The following is a 26,755-nucleotide window of genomic DNA, read 5'->3' on the forward strand; positions in this document are numbered from 1 at the left end:
AAGTGCCCGCCTGGGGAAGCTCCGTTCCCGCCCGATCTAGTCGATCAGGCACACACGAGCGGCTCGACAACCACCGGTTCGAGTGTTTCCAAAAATGTCAGCAGGGAGTGACAACCTCCCGAAAGGGCAGCGGCCCTTTCAGGAGATAAGGTTAGTCAGAAATCAGGACTTCTTGTCGTCAGCCGCTTTGTCGGTCGGGTTGGCGATCAGGGCCTTGAGCTCGTCGCTCATCGGGAAGTTCAGGTTCAGGCCTTTTGGCGGAATTGGCTGCATGAACCACTTGTCGTAGATCTTGTTGATCTCGCCCGATTTGTAGGTTGCGATGATCGCGTCATCCACAGCCTTCTTGAACGGTTCGTCGCCCTTGCGGACCATGCAGCCGTAGATTTCGTAGGACTGAGGTGTACCGGTAACGGCCCAGTCATCGGCTTTCTTGGCCTTGGCTGCTTCGCCGGCCAGCAAGGCGTCATCCATCATGAACGCAACGGCACGACCCGATTCCAGCATCTGGAAGGACTCGCCGTGGTCTTTGGCGGAGATGACGTTCATGCCCATCTGCTTGTCGGCATTCATCGACTTGAGGATGCGCTCGGACGTGGTGCCCGCGGTGGTCACGACGTTCTTGCCCTTGAGGTCGTCGAAGTCCTTGTACGCGGAGCCTTTCTTGGTCAGCAGGCGGGTGCCGATTTCGAAGATGCCGACGGAGAAGTCAACTTGTTGCTGACGTTCCACGTTGTTGGTGGTGGAGCCGCACTCGACGTCCACGGTGCCGTTCTGCACCAGCGGAATACGGGTTTGCGAAGTCACGAGGTTGTATTTGACCTGGAGATTGGGCATATCCAGGTCTTTCTTGATGGCTTCGACGATTTTCATCTGGATATCGTGGGAGTAGCCCATCGGCTTGCCGGTGGCGTCCGCGATATAGGAAAACGGAATGGAAGCGTCACGATGCCCGAGGGTGATGGTGCCGGACTCTTTGATCTTCTTCAGTGTGCCGGTGAGCTCGGCAGCGAAAACTGGAGTGCTAATCAGAGCGGCAGCAATGGCTGCGCCCAGGAGATGGGGAACGATGCGCATCAAATTTTCCTCGACATTGTTTTTTTTATGGAGCCAGTTCATCGGCCCTTTTGTGCTTCGAATGACCGGCAGCTCTTGAAGAGCGGGGGCAACTGGCATTCGTCCAAGAGTGTAGAGCATGACTCGTGCCAGGCCAGGTGCGACAAATCAAACTGTTGATTTATAAGAAGAATAAATATTTATGGCAGGGTTTTTCCCAAAAGATAATCCGGTTTACCGAATCGACCGACAGGTCGCGTTCGGAAAACCGAATGCAATCTCCGGCCTATCCTAATCCCTATAGCAGTGAGCCTGCTCGCGATGAGGTCGTCAGATCCGGCAGCGGTGTTGACTGACATTCCGCTATCGCGAGCAGGCTCACTCCCACAAGAGAAATGTTTGCCTGGGGGAATGCAAAAAGCCCCTGAATCGTGAGATTCAGGGGCTTTCGTTTAACCGGGCTACCGATCAGGCCGCTTCGATCTTGCTACGGTTTTGCTCGACCTTGCTCAGGTAATCCGCCAGTTTCTGCTGTTCCGCCGGGGTGGTGAACAAGCCCAGCTTGCTACGGCGCCACAGAATGTCGTGCGCGGTGGTCGCCCACTCTTCGCTGCACAAGTAGTCGACTTCACGGGTGTAGAGACCGCCACCGATGTGCTCGCCCAGGTCGCTGAGATTCTGCACGCCTTCGAGCATGCGCCAGGTACGGCTGCCATAGGTGGTGGCCCAGCGGCGGGCGATCTCGGTCGGCACCCAGTCGTACTTGTCGCGAATCAAGGCGCACAAGGCCTGCGGGGTGGTCATGTCTTCACCGCCCGGCAGGGTGGCGGTGGCCGTCCAGCTTGGCTTGATGTGCTTGAAGTACGGAGCGAGTTGAGCCAGCGCCGACTCGGCCAGTTTGCGGTAAGTGGTCAGCTTTCCGCCGAACACCGACAGCAGCGGCGCTTCTTCGCCGGTGCCGGACAGCGCCAGGGTGTAATCGCGGGTGACGGCCGACGGATTGTCGGATTCGTCGTTGCACAGCGGGCGAACCCCGGAGTAACTGTGCAGGATATCCTCGCGGCTGATCTGCTTCTTGAAGTGAGCGTTGACCACTTTGAGCAGGTAATCGGTTTCGCCTTCAGTAATCGCCACTTTGGCCGGGTCACCGGTGTACTCACGGTCGGTGGTGCCGATCAGGGTGAAGTGGTTCAGGTACGGAATCGTGAAGACGATGCGCTGATCTTCGTTTTGCAGAATGTGCGCGTGTTCGCCTTCGTACAGCTTCGGCACGATCAGGTGGCTACCCTGGATCAGGCGGATGCCGTACGGCGATTCCATCTTCAGGTCGTCACGAATGAACTTGGCGACCCATGGGCCGGCCGCGTTCACCAGTGCCTTGGCGCGAATCGAAAACAGGCTGCCATCGGCGCGTTCCAGGTGCAGGTGCCACAGACCCTTGATACGACGAGCGCTGACGCAGCGGGTCTGGGTGTGGACATGGGCGCCTTTCTCGCGGGCGGCCATGGCGTTCAACACCACCAGGCGCGCGTCGTCGACCCAGCAGTCGGAATATTCGAAGCCCTTGGTAATTTCGCTTTTGAGCGGGCTGTCGGGACCGAACTTCAGGCTTTTCGAACCTTCCAGTTTTTCCCGCTTGCCTAGATTGTCATACAGGAACAGGCCCGCGCGGATCATCCACGCCGGGCGCAAGTGCGGACGGTGCGGCAGCACGAAACGCATTTGCTTGACGATGTGCGGAGCCTTGGCCAGCAGCACTTCGCGCTCGGCCAGTGCTTCGCGCACCAGACGGAATTCGTAATGTTCCAGGTAGCGCAAGCCGCCGTGGATCAGCTTGCTGCTGGCCGACGAGGTGTGGCTGGCCAGATCGTCCTTTTCACAAAGGAATACCGAAAGACCGCGACCGGCGGCATCCGCTGCGATCCCCACGCCATTGATCCCGCCACCGATGACGGCAATGTCGTAGACCTCAGCAAGGGGGGGCGTAGGCAAGGTAGAAGTGGGCATCGGCAGGCCTCGGGCTTTTTTGATTTTCTGTATTGGAATTCGAACATTAATGTTCATTTGCGAAAATGGTAGCCCATAAAGCCGCCCACAGCCAGTCAACTTCGATTGAAAATACTGATCGAAGGGCGGCTAAAGGAAAATTTCCGAACATTTAAACGCGCGATAAGGCGCAAGAAGTGTGTTGCGCAGGCGATCGCCATCGCGGGCAAGCCCGCTCCCACAGGTCCAGGCGGCCTTGTGGGAGCGGGCTTGCCCGCGATGGCGTGTAGGAACGACGAAGAGATGAGGGGGGTTAAACGACTTCCAGCCGAATCTTGTGCTGACTCAGCAATTGCGCCAACGCTGGCGATGGCGGCTGATCGGTCACCAGGCAATCGATCAAGCTGATCGGCCCCAGGCGAATCATGGCGTTGCGCCCGAATTTGCTGGAGTCCGCTGCCAGAATGACCTGGCGTGCATTGGCGATGATCGCCTGCGACACCCGCACTTCCTGATAATCGAAGTCCAGCAGGCTGCCGTCCTCATCGATGCCGCTGATGCCGACCAGCGCAAAGTCGACCTTGAACTGATTGATGAAATCGACACTCGCCTGACCGACCACGCCACCGTCGCGCCGCACATTGCCACCCGTCAGCAGGACGTCGAAGTCGTCCTTGGCGCTGAGCATCGAGGCGACGTGCAGGTTGTTGGTGATGATTTTCAGATGATTGTGATTGAGCAGCGCCCGGGCAATCGACTCGGTGGTGGTGCCGATGTTGATGAACAGCGAGGCGTGATCAGGGATCTGGGCCGCAATGGCTTCACCGATACGCTGCTTTTCATCGCGCATTTGATCGGCGCGCATGGCGTAGGCGGTGTTTTCGACACTGGAATCGTAGGCAGCGCCGCCATGGTAGCGGCGCAGCAAATTGGCTTCCGCGAGCTGATTGATGTCGCGGCGGATGGTCTGCGGTGTAACGACGAACAACGTAGCCATTTCCTCGATGCTGACATAGCCGCGTTCGCGGACCAGCTCGAGGATTTGTTGCTGACGGGGAGGCAGATTCATGGGGCTTCCTTTGGGCTGCCGTGCAAAATTTGCCCATGATGCCGCACGAATCCACTCCCTGCCAGTTACATACTGATACGAGTCCTCAGCTTGGCTTATTCAGCGCCCTCATGCGGTTCCCAGTCACGGGTGCGGCTGACGGCTTTTTTCCAGCCGGCGTAGAGTTTTTCTTTGGCGGTTTCGTCCAGGTTCGGTTCGAATTCGCGCTCGATGACCGCCTTGCCGCGCAACTCGTCCAGGCTGCCCCAGAAGCCACACGCCAGGCCGGCCAGGTAAGCAGCGCCCAGTGCCGTGGTCTCGCGCATTTGCGGACGTTCGACTTGTGTGCCGAGGATGTCGGCCTGGAACTGCATCAGGAAGTTGTTCGCTACCGCGCCGCCGTCCACGCGCAGGGATTTCAGGCGTTCGCCGGAATCCTGTTGCATGGCGTCCAGCACGTCGCGGGTCTGGTAGGCGATCGATTCCAGCGCTGCACGAATGATGTGATCCACGCGTACACCGCGGGTCAGGCCGAACAAGGCGCCGCGTGCATACGGGTCCCAGTACGGCGCGCCCAGACCGGTAAAGGCCGGCACGAGGTAAACGCCGTTGCTGTCCTTGACCTTGTTGGCGAAGTATTCGGTGTCGTGGGCATCGTTGATGATTTTCAGTTCATCGCGCAGCCACTGCACGGTCGAACCACCGTTGAACACGGCGCCTTCGAGCGCGTAAGCCACTTCGCCACGTGGGCCGCAAGCGATGGTGGTCAGCATGCCGTGCTTGGATTTCACAGCCTTGTCGCCGGTGTTCATCAGCAGGAAGCAACCGGTGCCGTAGGTGTTTTTCGCCTGGCCGGGCTCGACGCACATCTGGCCGAACAGGGCAGCCTGCTGGTCGCCAGCGATACCGCCGATGGCAATCCCGCTTTTGGTGTGGCCATAGATTTCGGAAGAGGATTTAACTTCCGGCAGCATTTCGCGCGGAATATCCAGCACCTCCAGCATCTTCGCGTCCCACTCCAGGGTGTGGATGTTGAAGAGCATGGTGCGCGAGGCGTTGGTGTAGTCGGTAACGTGCACCTTGCCGCCGGTAAATTTCCAGATCAGCCAGCTGTCGACGGTGCCGAACAGCAATTCGCCATTGCGCGCACGCTCGCGGCTGCCTTCGACATTGTCGAGGATCCACTTGAGCTTGGTGCCGGAGAAGTACGGGTCGGTGACCAGGCCTGTGGTGTCGCTGATGTATTGCTCGTGGCCGTCACGCTTGAGCTGCTGGCAGATCTCGGTGCTGCGGCGGCACTGCCAGACGATCGCGTTATAGATCGGGCGGCCAGTGGTCTTGTCCCAGACCACGGTGGTTTCGCGCTGGTTGGTGATGCCGATGGCGGCGACCTGATCGTGATGCAGGCCGGCTTGAGCCAGGGCCTCGACCATCACGGCGCTTTGGGTAGCGAAGATTTCCATCGGGTCGTGTTCAACCCAGCCGGCTTGCGGATAGTGCTGTACGAATTCACGTTGGGCGGTGCAGACCACGTTCGCGTCGCGGTCGAAAATGATCGCGCGGGAACTGGTCGTACCCTGATCGAGGGCAATGATGTAGTTCTTATTCTGAGTGTCGGTCATGTCGATTGCCTTGGACGAAAAAAGGGAGAGGGATCAGGCGCGCAATCAATTGGGCAGGATCACGCGCCTACGGTATCAAGAAGTTCTTGGTTTGCCGTCAATGGCCGGTGTTGCGTCCGTTGTAGCAGGGATGGCGCCGGGCAGATGACGGGCAATCAGCCCGCGATAGGCGGCAGCGCCGAGGCAGGCACCGACAATCGGTGCAAAAATCGGAATCAGGAAATACGGAATATCGCGGCCGCCAGTGAGGGAAATTTCACCCCAGCCTGTAAAGAAAGTCATCAGCTTGGGACCAAAATCCCGTGCCGGGTTCATGGCGAAACCGGTCAGCGGGCCCATCGAACTGCCGATCACTGCGATCAGCAGACCGATCAGCAGTGGTGCCAGAGGGCCCTTTGGCAGACCGTTGTTGTCATCGGTCAGGGACATGATCACGCCCATCAGGATCGCCGTGATGATCACCTCGACCAGGAACGCCTGCGCCGTGGACAGGGCCGGGTTAGGGAAGGTGGAAAACACCGACGCTAATTCAAGACTGGCCTGGGTGCCACGAACCATATGGTGAGTTTGTTCGAAATCGAAGAAGAGGTTGCTGTACAGCGTATAGACCAAAAAGGCCCCGCAGAACGCGCCGGCAATCTGGGAGAGGATGTAGAACGGCAGTTTGCGCTTTTCGAAATCGGCAAAAATGCTCAACGCGATGCTGACAGCTGGATTGAGGTGAGCGCCGGAAACGCCGGCAGTCAGGTAAATCGCCATGCTCACGCCGACGCCCCAGATGATGCTGATTTCCCATAAGCCAAAGCTGGCGCCAGCGACCTTAAGCGCGGCAACACAACCAGTGCCGAAAAAGATCAGCAGCGCAGTGCCCAGAAACTCGGCCGTGCATTGGCTGGAGAGCGACGGTTGTTGTAAAGCAGTAGTCATTGAAAACCTCGTTTTTTGTTGTTGTCTGGCGCTTCTTTCATCATGGCCAAAGCGCGTTTTCCTCCGAGGCAGAATCCCCATCCTGTTCTCGGCCTGCTGCGGGTGCTGCTGTAAGACATTTCGTGCTGTATTCAGAAACGAAAAAATATAGACAAGAAACGCTGCTGTCAAAGGTCGAAAGTGAACCATCGGTCACATTTCAACTATTAGTCACGTGAATGATCGCAACGTTCACGCGGTGGACTGAGCGTGGATGAACGGCAAATCATGTGGCCAGGCCTATGAATGAGTGCCGCAATAGAGCCTTTTACTGAGCGATGGCCTAGAATTCAGCGCAGTATTTTTCTACAGCCGCCCCCGTCTGGAGTTGTCATGACCCCCGCATTGGATTTGTTGAAAAAAGTTCGAGCCGAACATCGCGTGCACAGTTACGAACATGATCCGAAGGCTGCGTCCTATGGACTGGAGGCCGCGGAAAAACTGGGATTGGACCCGGCACGGGTGTTCAAGACCTTGTTGGCCGCCAGTGAAAAAGGTGAATTGCTGGTGGCCGTGGTGCCGGTCGTCGGAAGTCTGGATCTCAAGCACCTGGCTCATGCGGCCGGTGTGAAAAAAGCTGAAATGGCTGATCCTGCCGCGGCACAACGCGCGACGGGTTACCTGTTGGGCGGCATCAGTCCGCTGGGACAGAAAAAGCGCCTGCGCACCTTCATCGACAACTCGGCGCAGCCCTTCGCCAGCATTTTTGTCAGCGCCGGTCGACGCGGGCTGGAAGTCGAGTTGGCGCCAGCGGTGCTGGCTGAACATACCCAAGCGAAATTCGCCGACATTGGCCGAGCCTGAGCCGCTGAATGACGAAAAATTGCCCGCTCTGTCACTGGTACGAATGGTCAGGCAACGACATCCTCGGTGGCCGGACATAAGGAGAAAGTCATGCAGCTAGCGTTTCATCAGGTCGACGCGTTCAGCGATCGGCCATTTAGTGGCAACCCGGCGATGGTCTATCGGCTCGAAGCCTGGCTCGCCGATGAGTTGATGCAGAAGATCGCCGCTGAGCACAATCTCGCCGAGACTGCCTTCGTGGTGCGCGAAGGGCAGGGCTGGCACATCCGCTGGTTCACGCCGGCCACCGAAGTGCCGCTATGCGGTCATGCGACCCTGGCGAGCGCTTATGTTTTGTTTGAGATCTACAACGAACCGGTCGAACGTCTGGACTTCATGTGCAAGTCCGGTCCGTTGAGTGTGAGTCGTGAGGGCGGGCGCTTGTGGCTGGATTTCCCGGCCATTGTGCCGTCAGAAGTGGGTGTGACCCTGGATGTCGAGCGCGCCTTGGGCGTCGAAGTGGTCGATGTGTTGGGTTCCAATGAATTGTTCGTGGTGCTGGAGTCCGAGCAAGCTGTGCTCGATTGTCAGCCTGACATGGTCGCGCTGGCCAAGCTGCCGTGGCCGGGCGCCATCGTCACTGCCAAGGGCAGTCGGCATGATTTCGTGTCCCGCTACTTTGCTCCGGCGATCGGCATCAACGAAGACCCGGTGACCGGTTCGACCCATTGCAGTCTGATTCCGTACTGGTCGAAGCGGTTGGGCAAGACGAATCTCACCGCCTACCAGTGCTCGAAGCGAGGCGGGGAGCTGTTCTGTCGGCTGGAAGGGGATCGAGTGAAGATTGGCGGGCAGGCAACGCTGGTTGCGAGCGGAACGCTCATTCTCGGTTGACCACAAGACAAATGTGGGAGTGAGCCTGCTCGCGATGGCTGCGTGTCAGTTAACGATGATGTTGACTGATACACCGTCATCGCGAGCAGGCTCGCTCCCACATTTTTTGTCCGTGTGTATCAGCTGGCGGTGCTGTAGCGGCGCACGCCGGATTCGGTCGCCGGAATCTGCGCGGCCGTGCTGCCGGACGCCTGGAACAACACCAGATGTTCAGCCGCGACACGAATGCCCACTTCTGCCCCGACCAGATGATCGGCGTGGCTGGGGAAAATCGACTCCAATTGCGCGCCGGTTGGCAGCTGCAAACGATAGAGCGTGGATGCGCCCTGGAACGACTTGCCGACAATCCGCGCCTTCAATGCGCTGTCCGGCGCATAAACGATATCGTCCGGGCGCAGCAATACGTCCACTGCACCGCCTACCGGCCACGTGTAGGCTCGGTTGCCGCGCAACTCACCCAGTTCGGTCTGCACCGACTCCGGGCTGCTCAACTGGCCGCGGATGAAATAACCCTGGCCAATGAAACTCGCCACATAGGGTGTCAGCGGTTCGTGATACAGGTTGTAGGGCGTGTCCCATTGTTCCAGGCGACCTTCCTTGAAAACCCCGACATGATCGCTGACCGCGAAGGCTTCTTCCTGATCGTGGGTCACCAGAATCGCACTGGTGCCACGGGCCTTGAGAATGTCACGCACCTCATGGCTGAGCTTGCGTCGCAGTTCGCCATCGAGGTTGGAGAAGGGTTCGTCGAGCAGCAGCAATTGCGGTTCAGGCGCCAGTGCGCGGGCCAATGCGACACGCTGCTGCTGACCGCCGGACAACTCGTGCGGAAAGCGCTTGCCAAGGTTTTTCAGGTTGACCAGTTCCAGCAATTCTTCAGTGACACGCTCCTTTTGCGGATGCTTGCGGATCCCGAAGGCGATGTTCTCGGCGACACTCAAATGCGGAAACAGCGCGTAGTCCTGAAACACCATGCCAATCCGGCGTTTCTCCGGGGCAAGGGTGAAACCGGGTTTGGACAGGGTCTCGCCCGCCAAGGTGATTTCACCTTCGTGCACCGGTTCGAAACCGGCAATCGCCCGCAGTGTGGTGGTCTTGCCGCAGCCCGAGGAACCGAGCAGACAACCGATATCGCCGGCATTCAAATGCAGGTTGAGGTTCTGCACAACCCGCTGCTCTTGATAGCCGCAGGCGAGGTTGCGCAGATTGAGCAGTAATGGATGGCTCATGCGTGATGGTACGAAGGCGGGACGAGAAACTCGAGCAGGGCCTTTTGTGCATGAAGACGGTTTTCTGCTTGATCCCAGGCGACCGAGCGTTTGTCGTCGAGCAGGTCGAGGCTGATTTCCTCGCCACGGTGAGCCGGCAGGCAGTGCATGAACAGCACGTCTTCGGCGGCCAGGTCGAGCAGGGCGCGGGTGACCTGGTACGGCGCGAACAGCTTCAGGCGTTTGGCGGTTTCTTCTTCCTGGCCCATGGAGGTCCAGACGTCAGTGCTCACCAGGTGGGCGCCGCGCACGGCATCCTGCGGATCGCGGACGATGGTCACGCGATCGCCGGCCTTGGCCAGGAATTGCGCATTGGGTTCAAAACCTTCAGGGCAGGCAACGCGCAATTGGAAGTCGAACTGGATCGCCGCTTCTATATAGCTGTTGCACATGTTGTTGCCATCGCCGATCCAGGCCACGGTCTTGCCCTGGATCGAACCACGGTGCTCGAGGAACGTCTGCATGTCGGCCAGCAACTGGCACGGATGCAGGTCATCGGACAGGCCGTTGATCAGCGGGACGCGCGAATTGGCGGCGAATTCGGTCAGTGTGCTATGGGAAAACGTGCGGATCATCACCGCATCGAGCATGCTCGACATGACAATGGCGGCGTCACCGATCGGCTCGCCACGGCCCAACTGGGTGTCGCGCGGCGACAGGAAGATAGCCTGGCCACCGAGCTGGATCATGCCCGCTTCGAAGGAAATACGGGTGCGGGTCGAGGATTTTTCGAAAATCATCCCCAGGACGCGGTTTTTCAGAGGCTCGAACAGTACGCCGCGGTTACGCAGGTCCTTGAGCTCAACGCCTCGACGGATCACGCTGACCAGCTCTTCGGGCGTGCAATCCATCAGGGAGAGAAAGTGCCTTGCGCTCATCATTGACTACCTTTTTGCAACAGACCGCAGATACTCAAAGCCTTGTTTAACTAAAAAAACGGGCGAGACCTGCGGCGTAAGCCGCACGGGGCGACGAAATAGGGGAAGGCGCGATCTTGACATTAAATGTCGCGTTTTTCCAATAGGCTACGGTGTTCGGGGATTTCAGAGGGGCTACGGGGTGACCGCAGTAGCGCATTTGAAGCCGGTTTCCAGACAGCAGCCCGTCATTTGTACACCGGGCTCGACGGGCTTGGCAATCAAGTGGGGCGGGGATGGCGTCTTCTCGGTCGGTTTTTGACCTGGCATTCGCTCGCCGCCAAGACATGTGTTCAGTCTGAAACATTTGCTAATGCAAGGTGCTGGGTTATAACTAAGTCACGAGCGACGCAGGAAGCATCGGAATGGAATCAAAAGAACAGTTGTTAATGGATCTACTGAGCCTCACGGCCCGCTCACTGACTCACCTCACCGCCTCCATGACGTCGATGTCCTTCGAATTGATGCGCAGTGACGACGATGTGACCAAGGCTGCCGGTCGACGGATGATCGACCGCATGGCAACTATCAGCACCGGGCTCGACGAGCATTGGCGACTGATCGGTGAGCTCACGGGCGTGCATATCGCACAGGAACAGATCGAAACCATTCAGGAGATCCAGTTGCAGGCGCCGCCCCCCGGGTTGCCGCCGAACTGATCGTGCGCGGCCATCGGCTGGCCTGATAGTCAGCAATTCACGAGACGAACGTCGCTGGCGCAGGCGCGGGGCAGGCGCCATAGTTTTGTTCCCGCGGCCGACATTGCCCGCCCAGAACAAAACAGAGACTGGCCATGACCAAGACTCTCCATCACCGTGCCTGCCACCTGTGTGAAGCCATCTGCGGCCTGACCATCGAGACGTCCGAAATCGACGGCAACGGCGTGCAGATCACCTCGATCAAAGGCGATTCGCTGGATACGTTCAGCCGCGGGCACATCTGCCCCAAAGCGGTTGCCCTGCAAGACATTCAGAATGATCCGGATCGCCTGCGCCAGCCGATGCTGCGGGTCGGCAGTGAATGGCAGCCTATCGAGTGGGAAGACGCGTTCAACCTGGTTGCTGAACGCCTCTGCGCGATTCAGGAGCGTCACGGGCAGAACGCGGTTGCGGTCTATCAAGGCAACCCCAGCGTGCACAACTATGGGTTGATGACCCACAGCAATTACTTCCTGGGACTGCTGAAAACCCGCAACCGGTTTTCCGCGACCTCGGTCGATCAGTTGCCTCATCACCTGACCAGTCATTTGATGTACGGCCACGGTTTGCTGTTGCCGATCCCGGACATCGATCACACCGATTTCATGCTGATTCTGGGCGGCAACCCGCTCGCGTCAAACGGCAGCATCATGACCGTGCCAGATGTGGAAAAGCGCCTGAAGGCGATTCAGGCCCGGGGCGGTAAAGTGGTGGTGGTCGATCCGCGCCGCAGCGAAACGGCGGCGATTGCCGACCAGCACGTGTTTGTGCGCCCCGGTGGCGATGCGGCGTTGTTGTTCGGCTTGCTCAACACGTTGTTCACCGAAGGCCTGGCCCGCGACAGTCATCTGCCGGTGGACGGCCTGGATGAAGTGCGCGAGGCGATTGCAACGTTCACCGCCGAAACCATGAGCCCCCTGTGCGCAGTGCCGGCGGAGCAGATCCGCCAACTGGCGCGGGATTTCGCGGCGGCGCCGACAGCGGTCTGTTATGGCCGCATGGGAGTTTCGACCCAGGCCTTCGGCACGCTGTGCCATTGGCTGGTGCAACTGATCAATCTCGTCACCGGCAACCTCGACCGCGTCGGTGGTGCACTGTGTACAGAGCCGGCGGTGGATCTGGTGGCTTCGACGTCGGGCGGGCATTTCAATCGATGGCAGAGCCGTGTGTCCGGGCGTCCGGAATACAGCGGCGAGTTGCCGGTCTCGGCGTTGGCCGAAGAGATGCTCACCGGCGGAGAAGGGCAGGTTCGTGCGCTGATCACCGTGGCCGGCAATCCTGTCCTGTCCACGCCCAATGGCCGGCAATTGGAACAGGCGCTGGACGGGCTGGAGTTCATGGTCAGCGTTGACCTCTACATCAATGAAACCACGCGCTACGCCGACCTGATCCTGCCGTCGACCTCGGCGCTGGAAAACGATCACTACGACACCACGTTCAACCTGTTCGCGGTGCGCAACGTGACGCGCTTCAACCGGGCGATCCTGGCCAAACCCGAAGGCGCGTTGCATGACTGGGAAATCTTCGTCGGCCTGGCCAAGGCGTTCGCGGCGAAGACCGGCAAGGAATTGAAACCGACCATTGCTCCCGCGCAGATGATTGATCATGGCTTGCGGATGGGGCTTTATGGCGATGCCTCGCCACACAAGCTTTCGTTGGCGACGCTGTTCGATCACCCGCATGGCGTCGATCTGGGTGCGCTCAAGTCCAACCTGGCGCCGCGTCTGAAAACCGCCAACCAGCGGGTCCAGGCAGCGCCTGCCGTTATTCTCGCCGACCTGGCCCGTTTCGCCGCGCTGCAAGCACCGGCCGCCGACGAATTGCTGATGATTGGCCGCCGGCATGTGCGCAGCAACAATTCCTGGATGCACAACTATCACCGCTTGGTGAAGGGCAAGCCGCGCCATCAATTGTTGATGCACCCGGATGATCTGAGCAGTCGCGGACTCGGCGACGGACAGCGCGTACGGGTCAGTTCGCGGGTCGGCGTGATCGAAGTTGAAGTGCTCGCCAGCCTGGATATGATGAAAGGCGTGGTCAGTCTTCCTCACGGTTGGGGGCATGCGCGCCCGGGCGTGCAAATGACGATCGCCAGCAGCCAGCCGGGTTCCAGCGCCAACGACCTGACCGACGAGTGTCAGCTCGATGAGTTGTCGGGAAATGCGGCGTTGAACGGCGTTCCGGTGACCGTGGTGGCGGCTTGATTGAGTCTGTCGGGGAGACCGAGCATGGCGCTCGGGTTTCCGTTACAATGCGCCACCGTGCCGACCTATGAGTCGGAAAGTTCAGCCGAGGTGCTCCATGGATATCATCGAAACGATTAAAGAGCAGATTGCTAACAACACCATTCTGCTTTACATGAAAGGTTCGCCGAATGCCCCGCAGTGCGGCTTCTCCGCGAAAGCCGCGCAGGCCGTGATGGCATGTGGTGAAAAGTTTGCGTACGTGGACATCCTGCAGAACCCGGAAATCCGCGCGAACCTGCCAAAATATGCCAACTGGCCAACCTTCCCGCAATTGTGGGTCGGTGGTGAGCTGGTTGGCGGTAGCGACATCATGACTGAGATGGCTGCTGACGGTTCGTTGCAGAGCACGATCAAGGCCGCTGTTGAAAAAGCAGCTGCTGGCAAGACCGAAGCCTGAACCCCGGTCATTAAAAAAGCCCCGCCTCTTTAAAAGAGCGCGGGGCTTTTTATTGTCTCGATTTCAGCGGGTGCAAACTTACTCGTCTTCGCCCATCTGCGATTGCAGGTAGTTCTCAAGACCGACTTTATCGATCAGGCCCAGTTGGGTTTCCAGCCAGTCGATATGTTCTTCTTCAGATTCCAGAATGTCTTCGAGCAGTTCGCGGCTACCGTAGTCGCCAACGGTTTCGCAATGAGCGATAGCGACTTTAAGGTCGGCATGGCCGGTGCGTTCGATGCGCAGGTCGCACTCAAGCATTTCCTGGGTGTGTTCACCGATCTGCAGCTTGCCAAGGTCCTGAACGTTCGGCAGGCCCTCGAGGAACAGGATGCGCTTGATCAGCTTGTCCGCGTGCTTCATCTCATCGATGGATTCGTGGTACTCGTGCTTGCCGAGTTTGTTCAAGCCCCAATCTTCATACATGCGTGCATGCAGGAAGTATTGATTGATCGCGACCAGTTCATTGGCAAGGATCTTGTTGAGATGCTGGATGACTGTAATGTCGCCTTTCATGATGGGGTCCTGCCCTTTATTAGCTGTCTATAAGCCGGAGTTTGAGCCGCGCAACTAAGGGTGTCAAACCTAAGTAATTGAAACTTATATGAAAATTAATCGGAATAAGAATGTTTGTGTTCCGCGTCTTGCGCGTAAGCGATTGATTTGCAGCCATAAAAAAACCGGACATCAAGTCCGGTTCATTGAAATTCGGGGTATCAGGCGGCGGTAAATTCTACAGGATAAGGAATCGCGGCCTGTGCCGATTGCAGTTTGCCCAGCGTTTCGCGAACGACTTCCTTGGCAAGGCAGGCGCATTTGCCGCATTGGCTGGCGACGCCGGTGGCGTTACGGACTTCCTTGTAGCTGCAGCAACCTTCATAGATTGCATCGCGGATTTGACCGTCGGTGACGCCAGTGCAGAGGCAAACATACATAAGTGAAAACCGTCGCTGGTTGAGACTCAATTGCGATGGATCTTAATGTTAACGAGAATGATTGTCAAAGTGCTTTCTGAAAGCTTCGCGTTATAAATCCGCATCACTGACGAACGGTTTCCAATAAGGCCATCGGCCAGTATCCAGGCAAGCGGCAATTTTTCCGTCGCGTTGAAAAACCGTTAAGGACAGCTCAAATACGCCGTGTATGATGGTCGGTCCTTGCGAAGGGGGTCGTGTCACAGGGCTGTCGCCTGAGGGTGGCAGGCTGACGCGAACCCAGTTCTTCACGTTAATAGACCAGGAGATATTCAATGAGCGTACTCGTAGGCAAACAAGCCCCTGACTTCACCGTGCCGGCTGTACTGGGCAATGGCGAAATCGTAGACAGCTTTACCCTGTCCTCGGCCATCAAAGGCAAATACGGCCTGGTGTTCTTCTACCCACTGGACTTCACCTTCGTTTGCCCGTCCGAGCTGATCGCTTTGGACAACCGCATGGCTGACTTCAAGGCACGTAACGTTGAAGTGGTCGCCGTTTCGATCGACTCGCACTTCACCCACAACGCCTGGCGCAACACCCCGGTGAACAATGGCGGTATCGGCCAGGTTCGCTACACCATGGCTGCTGACATCAAGCAGGAAATCATGAAGGCTTACGACGTGCAGTCCTCTGACGGCGTAGCTTTCCGTGGTGCGTTCCTGATCGACGACAAAGGCGTTGTCCGCTCGCAGATCATCAACGACCTGCCGCTGGGCCGTAACATGGAAGAGCTGATTCGTCTGGTCGACGCTCTGCAATTCCACGAAGAGCACGGCGAAGTTTGCCCTGCCAACTGGAAAAAAGGCGACAAGGGCATGAACGCTTCGCCAGAAGGCGTTGCTGCTTACCTGACCGAGCACGCTGCGGCGCTGTAAGCCCAAGCGTCAGGCATAAAAAAACCGGCCTCAGTGGCCGGTTTTTTTATGCGCGGGATTATTCAGCGACAGGATCAGTCGTTGAAGTCTTCCCAGCCGCCCATTTGCTTCCAGCGATTGACGATGCCGCAGAACAGCTCGGCCGTCTTTTCGGTGTCGTAGCGAGCCGAGTGAGCCTCACGACCGTCGAAATCGATGTCGGCAGCCTGACAGGCCTTGGCCAGCACGGTTTGACCGTAAGCCAGACCGGCAAGGGTCGCGGTATCGAAACTGGAGAACGGATGGAACGGGTTACGTTTCATGTCCAGGCGCGTGACCGCGGCATTCAGGAAACCCAGATCGAAGCTGCTGTTGTGCCCGACCAGAATCGCCCGTTTGCAGCCGTTGGCTTTCAGGGCCTTGCGGATACCTCGAAAGATATCGGTCAATGCGGCTTCTTCGCTCACGGCCATGCGCAGCGGGTGATCGAGTTTGATCCCGGTGAATTCCAGCGCGGCCGCTTCGATGTTGGCGCCTTCAAAAGGCTCTACACGAAAGAAATAGGTGTGATCGGGGTACACAAAGCCTTTTTCGTCCATGGCGATGGTGGTTGCAGCAATTTCCAGCAGGGCATCGGTGGCCGAGTTGAAGCCACCGGTTTCTACGTCGACGACAACCGGCAGGTAACCACGGAATCTGGCAGCCATTGGATGACGAGGACCGCCTCCACCGCCTTGACCGTCCTGTTCGTCGTCGAAATGGTCTTCACTCACGCGTGTTCCTCCAGCAGGCGCCAGCGCAGTTTTTCACCGGCGCGCAGCGGGATGACAGTCAGCTCGCCGAAAGGCAGGCTGGTTGGGGCGGTCCACTCATCGCGGACCAAGGTAATGCGATCGGTGTTCACCGGCAGGCCGTAGAAACGCGGGCCGTTGAGGCTGGCGAACGCTTCGAGCTTGTCCAGCGCGTTGCGCTGTTCGAAGGCTTCGGCGTACATCTCGATGGCGGCATAAGCCGTGTAGCAACCGGCGCAGCCGCAGGCCGCTTCCTTGGCATGCTGGGCATGAGGCGCCGAGTCGGTGCCGAGGAAGAACTTGTCGCTGCCGCTGGTGGCGGCATCGAGCAGGGCTTCCTGGTGGGTATTGCGCTTGAGGATCGGCAGGCAATAGAAGTGCGGCCGAATCCCGCCCACCAACATGTGGTTGCGGTTGTACAGCAGGTGATGGGCGGTGATGGTTGCGCCAACGTTGGCCGAAGCCTCGTTGACGAACTGCACGGCGTCAGCGGTGGTGATGTGTTCGAACACCACTTTGAGCGTCGGGAAACGCTCGACCACACGACGCATGTGCTCATCGATGAAAAGCTTTTCGCGATCGAACACGTCGACATCGCTACGGGTGACTTCGCCGTGAATCAGCAAGGGCATCCCGACCTCGGCCATGGCCTCGAGTGCAGGGAAGATCTTGTCGATACTGGTGACGCCAGAGTCCGAATTGGTGGTCGCGCCGGCCGGGTACAGCTTGGCGGCGTAAACGAAACCGCTGGCCTTGGCCTCGCGAATTTCTTCGGGTTGGGTACGGTCGGTCAGGTACAGCACCATCAACGGTTCGAAGCGACTGCCAGCCGGGCGTGCAGCGAGAATCCGCTGTCGATAGCCATCGGCTTCAGCGGCGTTACGCACCGGAGGTACCAGGTTGGGCATGATGATGGCGCGACCAAAGGTGCGCGCAACATCGGCAACGGTATTGGTCAACACGGCACCATCGCGAAGATGGATATGCCAGTCGTCGGGACGCAGCAGGGTCAGGCGGTCGGACATGAGGGGATTCCAGGCGGGTCAAACTGAGGGGAATGCTACCGGAAAAGACTCTTCCAGGCACTCGCTATCAAGTTTTGAAGGAAGCTTCCGATATCCAGTAGTACGCCGTAAACATGCGTGTGTCGGTCTTTTTGTTGTAGAAGCCAGTGGAGCCTCCCGTGCGCCAGCGTTATTTAGCCTTGCTCAGTGTGTTTGCCAGCCTTCCTGCAATGGCGCTCACTTTCCAGACGCGTCTGGAGAGCATCGAATGGACGGTCGAAGGTGACAAGTTCGAATGCCGCCTGAGTCAGCCGATCACCGATTTCGGGTCGGGTGAGTTCGTGCGCCGTGCTGGCGAGCAGGCGACGTTTCGTCTCAAATCCTACAACGCGATGATCGGCGGCGGTTCAGCGACCCTTCTGGCAGCGGCTGCACCGTGGCAACCGGGACGTGGCGACATCAACCTGGGGTCGGTGCAAATCGGCAGTGGCAATGTGCTGTTCAACAGTTCGCAAGTTCAGGCTGGACGCCTGATCAGCGGATTGATGGACGGTCGCAGTCCGGTCATCCGGCATTCCTCCGGCGACGGTCGTGTGTCTGAGGTGCGCCTGTTGCCGGTCAAGTTCAGCAAAGCCTTCAACGACTACCAGGGTTGCGTCGCAAAATTGCTGCCGAAGAATTTCGAACAGGTCAAACAGTCCGAAATCGGGTTCCCGGGTGAAGGTGTTGACCTCGACGCGCGGGGCAAGGCCCAGTTGCAGGTGATGCTGGAGTTCATGAAGGCCGATCCGACGGTCAATCACATCGAGCTCGACGGGCACTCCGACAACAGCGGCAATCGCCTGACCAACCGTGAGTTGTCACGCCGTCGGGCGTTGGCGGTGATGGACTTTTTCAAGGCCAATGGCATTCAGGAATCGCAGATCACCCTGCGTTTCCACGGTGAGCGTTACCCTGTGGCGCCAAACACCAGCGCCACCAACCGCGCGAAGAATCGCCGGGTCGCGGTGCGCCTGGAACGGGTGGCCCCGACCGATAAAGTGGCGCCTCAAGTCGCGACGCCCGGCAGCGCTGCCACGACCTCCTGAACCCGCTGAAATCGTCGCTCGCTCGACATAATCTGTCGCTTCGTCGTCATAAGCTGTCGCGCCTCTGTAAATTATTTCGTATGACCGGTAGACTTCACGGCTTTCCGTAGAACCCCGTGGAGTGATGGCATGGCGGACGTAAACAAGGTCGTTCTGGCGTATTCCGGCGGCCTGGACACTTCGGTGATCCTCAAGTGGCTGCAGGATACTTATAACTGTGAAGTCGTGACCTTCACCGCTGACCTGGGTCAGGGCGAAGAGGTCGAACCTGCACGCGCCAAGGCACAAGCCATGGGCGTCAAAGAGATCTACATCGACGACTTGCGCGAAGAGTTCGTGCGCGATTTCGTTTTCCCGATGTTCCGCGCCAACACCGTTTACGAAGGCGAGTACCTGCTGGGTACTTCCATCGCTCGTCCGTTGATCGCCAAACGCCTGATCGAAATCGCCAACGAAACCGGCGCTGACGCCATTTCCCACGGCGCTACCGGCAAAGGCAACGACCAGGTTCGTTTCGAACTCGGTGCCTACGCCTTGAAGCCAGGCGTAAAAGTGATTGCTCCGTGGCGCGAATGGGACTTGCTGTCCCGTGAAAAGCTGATGGATTACGCTGAAAAGCACAACATCCCGATCGAGCGTCACGGCAAGAAAAAATCCCCGTACTCGATGGATGCCAACTTGCTGCACATCTCCTATGAAGGCGGCGTGCTGGAAGACACCTGGACCGAGCACGAAGAAGACATGTGGAAGTGGACCGTCTCTCCGGAGAAGGCTCCAGACAAGGCGCAGTACCTGGAACTGACCTACCGCAACGGCGACATCGTGGCACTGGACGGCGTCGAAATGACCCCGGCCACCGTGCTGGCGACCCTGAACCGTATCGGTGGCGAACACGGTATCGGCCGTCTCGACATCGTCGAGAACCGTTACGTGGGCATGAAGTCCCGTGGCTGCTACGAAACCCCTGGCGGCACCATCATGCTGCGCGCTCACCGTGCGATCGAATCGATCACCCTGGACCGTGAAGTGGCTCACCTCAAAGACGAGCTGATGCCTAAATACGCCAGCCTGATCTACACCGGTTACTGGTGGAGCCCTGAGCGTCTGATGCTGCAACAGATGATCGATGCGTCCCAGGCTCACGTGAACGGCGTTGTGCGCCTGAAGTTGTACAAGGGCAATGTGATCGTCACCGGCCGCAAGTCCGACGAATCGTTGTTCGATGCCAACATCGCGACCTTCGAAGAAGACGGCGGCGCCTACAACCAGGCCGACGCGGCGGGTTTCATCAAGCTCAACGCCTTGCGTATGCGCATTGCTGCAAACAAAGGCCGGAAGCTGTTCTGAGACCTTTGAAGTCGCAATAGAAATGTGGCCTTGTCGATGACAAGGCCACATTGCTGAAAGGGGGGGATTTTCTGCCCGGACATGCGATTTATCGTTCTATTCGTTGTTGCTCATACCTCTCCTTCTGCGTTTCTCCCCGATTCTCTTCCAGAGCATCGCCTGCTGCTGTGGGAATAAATCCTCAGCCCACCGTCGTCACGTCACGTGAACTCAAATTGTAAGCAATGCAGAAAGCATGACGCTTTCGGGTTTGTTTCGAGTGCTTGAGCGCGTTTTCCTTCAAAAATGCCTCCGAGTCGGCGCTGGTGATAAACACGATCAGTTGCTCAGGCTTTTCCTGTTGTTGCTGGACCTTCTCCATCAGGTGGTTGAATTCCGTTTTTCTGCACATGACCCGCGCATCAATGATGTGCAGGTCCTGTGACCGCATGGGCAAACGCAGGTAGTGGTTCACCCAATGTTCCGGAGGGTCTTCGAAAGTGCTGCTGTGCGGTCGATCAGCGTTGCCCATGACTTTTATGAAGTGCTTTCCTTTCTCAAAGTCAGTGGGCGCATAAAGCGATCGGTAATTGAAGTTGAGTGTGGCAAAGAACAGAAAGAGCAAATAAAAGGGGAAGCTGATAAGGAACCAGATATAAATCTCTCGCTCCTTGTTGTCGAGGAAGGGAAGGGAGACAGCTGCTGATGTTTCAGACAGTGCTGCAAATATCGCAATGATTGTCATGGGGTTGGTAATTTTTCTCTTGGGTTTTATCATGTCGTATGCTCATGAATGATGTCTTTTTCTCGAAGATTTAGAGGTTTTTTTAAAGGGGTATAAGTTGGTGTTGTGTTGTTTATTAGTTGTGTGTAGGAACTCCTTGTTATAGGGGTTTTCAGTAAGTTGTTATAGTAGCTGTGTTCATGTTAAATCAGGTGTGAGTGGGTAGTTGTTTTAGTCATTGTTGAGTTTGTTTTTGTTTCCGGCGTGGCGCTGGTGTGAGCTTTTTTACTGAAAGTAACGCGCGTGCAGACATGGGGGAGTTGCGTTCAACCCAGGTGTCTTGGGGGCGGGTTGATTTCAAGCGTAGCTCAATTCCGGGCCTTTCGTGTGACAAATGGACTTCGGCAGATCGTTTGTTTTCAGATGTATATCGATACAAAAAAAATTGAAACGTAACACGTGCACGGGTCAATAAAATTTAAGACACACAGTAATCGTAAGAATCTTGTAAGACTTCTCCTGCTTTTTTGTAGGGAATGTCTCTCGGTGTGGGTGGCCGAGGGGGGCGGCATGCCATGTCTGAAACGACTAGGCTATTGTGCGGGCTCTAAAAATTCGAACAGCGAAAATTGGACTTGCCCATGAATAAAGTGCTGATCGTGGATGATCACCCCGTCATTCGTCTTGCGGTACGTATGCTAATGGAGCGACATGGCTACGAGGTCATTGCAGAAACAGATAATGGCGTGGATGCGTTACAACTTGCCCGTGAGCTAATGCCGGATATTGTCATTCTGGATATTGGAATACCGAAACTGGATGGATTGGAAGTCATTGCGCGTCTTACCTCAACGGCAATGCCTCTTAAAGTGCTGATACTGACGTCTCAGGCGCCCGGGCATTTTTCCATGCGTTGCATGCAGTCGGGGGCCGCCGGGTATGTTTGCAAACAACAGGATCTCACTGAGTTGCTCAGTGCGATCAAGGCAGTGCTGTCTGGCTACAGTTACTTCCCCAATCAGGCGTTGCACACCGTGCGTTCAAGTCTTGGCAATGCCAGTGAGGCGGACATGGTGGATCGTCTGTCGGGGCGCGAGATGATGGTGTTGCAACAGCTTGCTCGAGGAAAGACCAACAAGGAGATCGCTGATGGCATGTTTCTCAGCAACAAAACGGTCAGTACTTACAAGACCCGCCTGTTGTTGAAGCTCAATGCTCGCTCCCTGGTCGATCTGATCGAATTGGCTCAACGCAATGGTCTGGTATGAGTACGCCAGCGTTTGACGAACCACGATGAAGGGACTGCCTGCAGGATCGGCACTTAGTAAAAAGCCTCCGTTTCGGGAGGCTTTTAGGTGTTATAGGTCAAAATCGTAATCGGCCAATTGCTTTTGCAGTCGGCGCTCCTCCAGCAGATTGTCGATGGTACGGCGTTTGCTCAGGTTGGTCTTTGCCACTTCAACCACCGGTTCAGCGTCATCGGCCTCAACGGGTGTGAAGTCGTCTTCTACGTCCAATTGCTCTTTGCCAGTGCTCATAGGTTAACTCCAGGCTAAGACTGCCTTTGGCGCTCCTTATATCGACAATCGACCGGCGGGTAAAAAAGATTTTTTCAATCGGTATATCAATAAATCTAATAGTGCCTCAATCGTCCGAGGTCTTTGCCTTGTATTCGCATAAATCCTCGATACGGCAACTGCCGCAGCGAGGCTTGCGGGCCAGGCAGACGTAGCGTCCGTGCAGGATCAACCAGTGATGGGCGTCGAGCAGGTATTGCTTGGGCACGAACTTCATCAGTTTGTGCTCCACCTCGACGACGTTCTTGCCGGGTGCAATACCTGTGCGATTGCTGACGCGGAAAATGTGGGTATCGACCGCCATGGTCAGCTGACGAAACGCAGTATTGAGCACCACGTTGGCAGTCTTGCGACCCACTCCGGGCAGCGCTTCCAGTTCCTCGCGGGTTTGCGGTACTTCACCGCCGTGGCGCTCTACCAGCAAGCGACAGGTTTCGATCACGTTTTTTGCTTTGCTGTTGTACAGGCCAATGGTCTTGATGTATTCCGAAAGTCCCTCGACCCCCAAGGCATAGATCGCCGCCGGTGTATTGGCCACCGGATACAGTTTGGCGGTGGCCTTGTTGACGCCGACATCGGTTGACTGGGCGGATAGAATCACCGCAATCAGCAATTCGAACGGCGAGGAATATGCCAGTTCGGTCTTCGGTTCCGGGTTGTCTTCGTGAAATCTGCGGAAAATTTCCAGACGTTTTGCGGCATTCATGGGCGATGCGTTTCCTCGAAGGCAATCAAATTGAAGAGGTCGAGCGGAGACAGGCCTGGCGCGCGGCGATCAACAGCCCCAACAGAATGAAGCCGCCGGGGGCCAGCGTCGCCAGGTGTAGGCCACTGTCGCCGATGAATCCGCGCAGCAGGCCAAGGCCCACCATCAGTGCGCCAAACCCTGCGCACAAGCGCAGGCGATCGCGCCGGGATTCCTGGAAAAAGCCATTGTGTTCCAGCACGACGCATTGCAAGGCAATCAATCCGGCGTAGACGCCTGCGTGCAGATGCCATTGAAGCGACCAGACTTGCGCACCAAGCTCCGCGCAAGCGGTCAACGTAGCCGCCAGCACGACGCTGGCCAGCAAACGGGTGGACGGCTCTAGTCGTGGTCGCAGCACGCCCATCAAGAGGGCGTAGGCGCAGGTCACCACGACAAACATCAGCCACAGGCCCAGAGCGTTTGCCCAGGCGTCGGTGGCGCCGATCAGTGGCGCCAGCATCAGTGAGTTTTGCAGCGTCGATGACTTATTCATGAGCGCTACTCCCGATCAGCTGTTGTGCGTGTTCATCAAAGTAGCGCAGGGCTTCATGGATGGCGCTGATCACGGCCCTTGAAGTGATGGTTGCGCCCGCGATCTGATCGAATTGTCCCTGATCTTTTTTCAAGGCCCAGCCCGTGTCGCCAGGTTCGGCTCGAGACTTGCCGGTAAATCCCTCAAGCCATGCGTTGGGCCGGTCAGCGATCTTGCCGCCCAGCCCCGGGGTTTCCGATTGCTTGAGGGTTTTGACCCCCAGTAACTTGCCGTTGGTGCCGATCGCGATCAACAACTCGATGGAGCCTTCGTAGCCCAATGTCTGGCTACGCAGCAACACCGCGCTCGGTTGGCCGCCCTTGGTTGCCAGGTAGCCGCCCAAGAGCTTGCTGTTGCTCAGTTCGATGTTGTCGACGGGCAGCGGCTGTTCCAGCGGCTGATTGTCGTAGCTTCCCGGTGGCAGCAGGTCCAGCAGGTTCCGGCTGTCGATCAATCGGTGTGTAGCGGCTATGCGAGGTGCGCTGGCATGTTGCACGAGGTACGTCGCGCCAATCCCCAGCCCGGCCAGCAGCACCAGCATCACAACGCTCGTCGCTCGGTTCATGGCGCAATGTGCTCCTGTCTGGACGCGACGAAACGTTCCAGCGCCGGTACGCAGAGGTTCATCAGCAACACCGCAAAGGCCACACCGTCCGGATAACCGCCCCATGTACGAATCAGGTAGGTCAGTAATCCCGCGCCAGCGCCGAACAGCAGGCGGGCACCGGGGCTCTTCGCTCCGGACACCGGTTCAGTGACGATAAAGAATGCACCGAGCATGGTCGCGCCGGTGAGCAGGTGAAACAGTGGTGAGCCATGGGAGTCGGAGCCCGAACCGTTCCAGCACAATAGACTGATGATAAACAGACTGGCGAGCATGCCGACCGGCGCATGCCAGCTGAATACGCGTCGCTGCAGCAGAAAAGCGCCGCCTGCCAGAAAAGCCAGATTGACCCATTCCACGCCACGGCCGCCAAAATGGCCGAAGGCCGGGTTACCGGCGAAGAGCTCCTCCATGGTCAGGCTTTTATTGATCCGCAGACTGTCCAGTGCAGTCGCCTGGACCCAGGCATCCGGCGCATGGTTGAGGCTGAAACCGAAGACCTGTTGCAAACCGCCGAGCAGGTCCATGCCGTGTGACGATGGCCAAAGGGTCATTTGCAGGGGAAAGGCTAACAGGACAAAGGCGAAACCGAGCATTGCCGGGTTGAAGGGGTTCTTGCCGACGCCGCCATACACCTGTTTGCCCGACAGCGCGAACGCTGCAGCACTCACCGTCAGCCACCACGGGCAGTAAGGCGGCAAGGCCACAGTCAGCAACGTCGCGGTGACCAAGGCGCTGCCGTCGCTCAAGGTCGGTCGCAAGGGGCGTTTGCGCAGCTGCAACACCGCCGCTTCAACAGCCAGCGCCGCCACGCTCGCCAGGATCAGGTTGATCAACACGCCCCAGCCATACAGCCAGAACAACACCAGCAGGCCCGGCACGGTGGCCAGCAACACCAGCTTCATGGCCTGCTGAAGGCGTTCGTCCACCGATTCAAGGGGTGACATAGGCCTCCAGCAGACGCTCGGCTTCCTTCACCGCCAGTTCCAGCGCCTGGATCTGTTCAGCCGCTGCTTCGCCGGTTTGCGCTTTCTTGAGTTCGGCGCGGCGCATGGCCAACTGGATCTTTGCTCGATTTAATTCTGCATTTTTCGCTGGAATGACCGGCGTGACCGGGGCTGGTGGTGCCGTGCTTTCCAGATTCGCCAAAGCCTGTTCGGCAGCCTCGAACTGTTGTTGCAAGACAATCAATTGCGACTGCTGATCGAAGGTCGGTGGATGCCCGAATGCCTTGAGTGATTTGTTCAGTTGCGCACGGCTCATCGCCACATCGATCTTGGCTTTTTTCACTGCCGCATCAATGTTTGCCGCTTTCTGTGCACGCACTCGCTCAAGCGCCGCCTGCACCGGATCAAGCGTTGTCACTTCACTTTGCGGCGCGGCGCGTTGAGCACGGGCCTGACGTTCAGCAAGTTTGTGTTCTTCTTCGCGGCGCAGGCGGGCATTTCGCTGTTCGAAACGGTGGCGTGCGCGATTGCGCTTGGCGGCGCGGGCTCGTTGTTCATCGAGGCTGAACGCAAGGCCGCCAACAATCGGCAGCACCGTGGCGATTGGCAGCGGGCGCATCTCGATGCAATCCACCGGGCAGGGCGCGACGCAGAGGTCGCAACCGGTGCATTCGTCGACGATCACCGTGTGCATCAACTTGGCCGCGCCAACGATGGCGTCCACCGGGCACGCCTGAATGCACTTGGTGCAACCGATGCACTCGGCTTCACGAATATAGGCGATCTGCGCCGGGGCCGAGCCGCGGCTGACGTCCAGTTCCAGCACCGGTACTTTCAGCAAGTCGGCCAGGGCCGCAATGGTTTCGCTGCCGCCCGGCGGGCACTTGTTGATCGGTTCGCCACTGGCAATGCCTTCGGCGTAGGGCTTGCATCCGGGGTGGCCGCACTTGCCGCACTGAGTCTGCGGCAAGAGGGCGTCGATGCGTTGAATCAGACTCATGTTTTGATCAGTCCGCTGAATCCGAGAAAAGCCACTGCCATCAGCCCGGCGCCGATCAACTCGATCGGCAGGCCGCGAAAGGGCAGGGGAACATCGTTATCGAGTGTGCGTTGGCGCAAGTCGCTGAACAGGCTCAGCACCAGCCAGAAGCCCAGCCCGGCGCCGAGGCTCAGGGCCGTGGCGTGGAAAAATCCCTGGTCGGCCTGGGCGTTGAGCAAGGTCAGGCCGAGTACGCCGGCATTACCCAGCAGCAAAAGCCAGAGGCCATCGAACGAGCGCTTTGGCAGCAATCGTGAAAGCAGTTTCAGCAGCGGACCGACCAGCAATACGCTCAACGGCAGGAACACGAACAGATGCAGCGAAGTGAGTTCCAGCGGGACCAGCAGCCAGTGATAGGCCGAGTAGCCCAGAATGCCAACCATCAGCATCAGGCTCGTCGTCGCAATGCCCAGGGCATGAACTCGTTCACGCTCGCTGCCCAACAGCGGATCGACGCCCAGCGGCCAGTGCAACACGAGGTTGTTGATCAGGGCAGTGCTGATAAGCGTAAAAACAAATTCAGTCATGATCGTGCCGGCAAGAACGGGGCTTTTAAACGCGGCGGTCTAAAAAGCTTAGGCATTATCCGGCAAGGATGGAGGGTGGGCCAGATATGAAAATCCC

At 57.8% G+C, this 26,755-nt stretch carries 27 protein-coding genes and 1 pseudogene; 9 read left to right on the plus strand and 19 right to left on the minus strand.

The genetic code is table 11. From position 1 onward, the window contains the following. Positions 1-162: 162 nt before the first annotated feature. The 5 genes from ACM6I0_RS24150 to ACM6I0_RS24170 form a co-directional block, all read right to left on the minus strand. Entirely contained in the window at positions 163-1,077 is a 915-nt protein-coding gene (locus tag ACM6I0_RS24150) for a glutamate/aspartate ABC transporter substrate-binding protein (protein WP_285429497.1), read from the minus strand. A gap of 447 nt (positions 1,078-1,524) precedes the next feature. Further along, positions 1,525-3,063 (minus strand): glycerol-3-phosphate dehydrogenase, encoded by a 1,539-nt coding sequence (glpD, locus tag ACM6I0_RS24155; protein WP_414923465.1) that lies wholly within the window; start codon positions 3,061-3,063, stop codon positions 1,525-1,527. 292 nt (positions 3,064-3,355) lie between these two features. Further along, entirely contained in the window at positions 3,356-4,111 is a 756-nt protein-coding gene (locus ACM6I0_RS24160) for a DeoR/GlpR family transcriptional regulator (RefSeq protein ID WP_208669689.1), read from the minus strand. Between the two features lie 95 nt (positions 4,112-4,206). After that, entirely contained in the window at positions 4,207-5,712 is a 1,506-nt protein-coding gene (glpK, locus tag ACM6I0_RS24165; RefSeq protein ID WP_285429500.1) for a glycerol kinase GlpK, read from the minus strand. A 75-nt stretch (positions 5,713-5,787) separates the two neighbouring features. Continuing rightward, on the minus strand, positions 5,788-6,639 hold the full coding sequence (locus ACM6I0_RS24170) for an MIP/aquaporin family protein (RefSeq protein ID WP_285429654.1): 852 nt from the start codon (positions 6,637-6,639) through the stop codon (positions 5,788-5,790). A 372-nt stretch (positions 6,640-7,011) separates the two neighbouring features. On the opposite strand from ACM6I0_RS24170, the gene ybaK reads away from it, so the two are divergent. Together ybaK and ACM6I0_RS24180 are read left to right on the plus strand one after the other, a co-directional pair. Next, positions 7,012-7,482 carry a Cys-tRNA(Pro) deacylase gene (gene ybaK / locus ACM6I0_RS24175; protein WP_285429501.1) on the plus strand — a complete coding sequence of 157 codons (471 nt, stop codon included), beginning with the start codon at positions 7,012-7,014 and terminating at the stop codon, positions 7,480-7,482. Between the two features lie 90 nt (positions 7,483-7,572). Further along, a complete protein-coding gene (locus ACM6I0_RS24180) occupies positions 7,573-8,355 on the plus strand; it encodes a PhzF family phenazine biosynthesis protein (RefSeq protein ID WP_285429502.1) in 783 nt (260 codons plus the stop codon). Between the two features lie 119 nt (positions 8,356-8,474). Here ACM6I0_RS24180 and ACM6I0_RS24185 read toward each other — a convergent pair whose 3' ends face one another. Both ACM6I0_RS24185 and argF read right to left on the minus strand, forming a co-directional pair. Continuing rightward, a complete protein-coding gene (locus ACM6I0_RS24185; protein ID WP_414923466.1) occupies positions 8,475-9,584 on the minus strand; it encodes an ABC transporter ATP-binding protein in 1,110 nt (369 codons plus the stop codon). Next, the gene (argF, locus tag ACM6I0_RS24190) at positions 9,581-10,501 is read right to left on the minus strand and encodes an ornithine carbamoyltransferase (RefSeq protein WP_222588257.1); all 921 of its coding nucleotides are present in this window, start codon (positions 10,499-10,501) and stop codon (positions 9,581-9,583) included. Before argF ends, ACM6I0_RS24185 begins: the two co-directional genes overlap by 4 nt. Before the next feature lie 404 nt (positions 10,502-10,905). On the opposite strand from argF, the gene ACM6I0_RS24195 reads away from it, so the two are divergent. From ACM6I0_RS24195 to grxD, 3 genes are all read left to right on the plus strand, one after another. After that, a complete protein-coding gene (locus tag ACM6I0_RS24195) occupies positions 10,906-11,199 on the plus strand; it encodes a hypothetical protein (RefSeq protein ID WP_285429504.1) in 294 nt (97 codons plus the stop codon). Between the two features lie 134 nt (positions 11,200-11,333). After that, a complete protein-coding gene (locus ACM6I0_RS24200; protein WP_414923467.1) occupies positions 11,334-13,442 on the plus strand; it encodes a molybdopterin oxidoreductase family protein in 2,109 nt (702 codons plus the stop codon). Between the two features lie 97 nt (positions 13,443-13,539). Then, a complete protein-coding gene (gene grxD / locus ACM6I0_RS24205) occupies positions 13,540-13,881 on the plus strand; it encodes a Grx4 family monothiol glutaredoxin (protein WP_090180701.1) in 342 nt (113 codons plus the stop codon). Positions 13,882-13,959: 78 nt separating this feature from the next. On the opposite strand, the gene bfr is transcribed toward grxD, so the two are convergent. Both bfr and ACM6I0_RS24215 read right to left on the minus strand, forming a co-directional pair. Then, positions 13,960-14,436 carry a bacterioferritin gene (gene bfr, locus ACM6I0_RS24210; protein WP_090180704.1) on the minus strand — a complete coding sequence of 159 codons (477 nt, stop codon included), beginning with the start codon at positions 14,434-14,436 and terminating at the stop codon, positions 13,960-13,962. A 200-nt stretch (positions 14,437-14,636) separates the two neighbouring features. Further along, entirely contained in the window at positions 14,637-14,855 is a 219-nt protein-coding gene (locus ACM6I0_RS24215; RefSeq protein WP_090180756.1) for a bacterioferritin-associated ferredoxin, read from the minus strand. Between the two features lie 314 nt (positions 14,856-15,169). On the opposite strand from ACM6I0_RS24215, the gene ACM6I0_RS24220 reads away from it, so the two are divergent. Continuing rightward, on the plus strand, positions 15,170-15,772 hold the full coding sequence (locus tag ACM6I0_RS24220; protein WP_414923468.1) for a peroxiredoxin: 603 nt from the start codon (positions 15,170-15,172) through the stop codon (positions 15,770-15,772). A gap of 74 nt (positions 15,773-15,846) precedes the next feature. On the opposite strand, the gene rnt is transcribed toward ACM6I0_RS24220, so the two are convergent. Beyond that, positions 15,847-16,524 carry a ribonuclease T gene (rnt, locus tag ACM6I0_RS24225; RefSeq protein ID WP_285429506.1) on the minus strand — a complete coding sequence of 226 codons (678 nt, stop codon included), beginning with the start codon at positions 16,522-16,524 and terminating at the stop codon, positions 15,847-15,849. Beyond that, a complete protein-coding gene (gene pyrC / locus ACM6I0_RS24230) occupies positions 16,521-17,567 on the minus strand; it encodes a dihydroorotase (RefSeq protein ID WP_090180762.1) in 1,047 nt (348 codons plus the stop codon). Before pyrC ends, rnt begins: the two co-directional genes overlap by 4 nt. Positions 17,568-17,725: 158 nt before the next feature. On the opposite strand from pyrC, the gene ACM6I0_RS24235 reads away from it, so the two are divergent. Further along, complete coding sequence (locus ACM6I0_RS24235) at positions 17,726-18,634, plus strand: flagellar protein MotY (RefSeq protein ID WP_285429507.1); 909 nt, start codon at positions 17,726-17,728, stop codon at positions 18,632-18,634. A gap of 129 nt (positions 18,635-18,763) precedes the next feature. Further along, entirely contained in the window at positions 18,764-19,981 is a 1,218-nt protein-coding gene (locus ACM6I0_RS24240; RefSeq protein WP_007898502.1) for an argininosuccinate synthase, read from the plus strand. A gap of 181 nt (positions 19,982-20,162) precedes the next feature. Here the strand turns inward: ACM6I0_RS24240 and ACM6I0_RS24245 are convergent, their stop codons facing one another. Continuing rightward, positions 20,163-20,738, minus strand: a complete 576-nt coding sequence (locus ACM6I0_RS24245; RefSeq protein ID WP_414923469.1) for a hypothetical protein — start codon at positions 20,736-20,738, stop codon at positions 20,163-20,165. Between the two features lie 587 nt (positions 20,739-21,325). Here ACM6I0_RS24245 and ACM6I0_RS24250 point away from each other — a divergent pair. Beyond that, positions 21,326-21,952 (plus strand): response regulator transcription factor, encoded by a 627-nt coding sequence (locus tag ACM6I0_RS24250; RefSeq protein WP_007943575.1) that lies wholly within the window; start codon positions 21,326-21,328, stop codon positions 21,950-21,952. A 90-nt stretch (positions 21,953-22,042) separates the two neighbouring features. Here ACM6I0_RS24250 and ACM6I0_RS24255 read toward each other — a convergent pair whose 3' ends face one another. The 7 genes and pseudogenes from ACM6I0_RS24255 to ACM6I0_RS24285 all read right to left on the minus strand — a co-directional run bounded on the left by ACM6I0_RS24255 (position 22,043) and on the right by ACM6I0_RS24285 (position 26,658). After that, complete coding sequence (locus ACM6I0_RS24255) at positions 22,043-22,222, minus strand: PA3496 family putative envelope integrity protein (protein ID WP_007898493.1); 180 nt, start codon at positions 22,220-22,222, stop codon at positions 22,043-22,045. A 106-nt stretch (positions 22,223-22,328) separates the two neighbouring features. Further along, complete coding sequence (gene nth / locus ACM6I0_RS24260; protein ID WP_285429510.1) at positions 22,329-22,967, minus strand: endonuclease III; 639 nt, start codon at positions 22,965-22,967, stop codon at positions 22,329-22,331. A 25-nt stretch (positions 22,968-22,992) separates the two neighbouring features. Then, positions 22,993-23,502, minus strand: coding sequence for an Rnf-Nqr domain containing protein (locus ACM6I0_RS24265; protein WP_285429512.1), 510 nt, complete (start codon positions 23,500-23,502; stop codon positions 22,993-22,995). Next, positions 23,495-24,106, minus strand: a complete 612-nt coding sequence (locus ACM6I0_RS24270) for an RnfABCDGE type electron transport complex subunit G (RefSeq protein ID WP_414923470.1) — start codon at positions 24,104-24,106, stop codon at positions 23,495-23,497. Before ACM6I0_RS24270 ends, ACM6I0_RS24265 begins: the two co-directional genes overlap by 8 nt. Further along, the gene (locus tag ACM6I0_RS24275) at positions 24,103-25,092 is read right to left on the minus strand and encodes an RnfABCDGE type electron transport complex subunit D (protein WP_414923471.1); all 990 of its coding nucleotides are present in this window, start codon (positions 25,090-25,092) and stop codon (positions 24,103-24,105) included. The genes ACM6I0_RS24270 and ACM6I0_RS24275 overlap by 4 nt, the downstream gene beginning before the upstream one ends. 604 nt (positions 25,093-25,696) lie before the next feature. Further along, positions 25,697-26,071: pseudogene (gene rsxB, locus ACM6I0_RS24280) on the minus strand (electron transport complex subunit RsxB); the annotation flags it as partial. A gap of 17 nt (positions 26,072-26,088) precedes the next feature. Next, positions 26,089-26,658, minus strand: coding sequence for an Rnf-Nqr domain containing protein (locus ACM6I0_RS24285; RefSeq protein WP_414923472.1), 570 nt, complete (start codon positions 26,656-26,658; stop codon positions 26,089-26,091). Between the last annotated feature and the right edge of the window lie 97 nt (positions 26,659-26,755).

Origin of the sequence: Pseudomonas sp. IT-P294 (genome assembly GCF_949767865.1) — a bacterium.
Lineage (GTDB): Bacteria > Pseudomonadota > Gammaproteobacteria > Pseudomonadales > Pseudomonadaceae > Aquipseudomonas.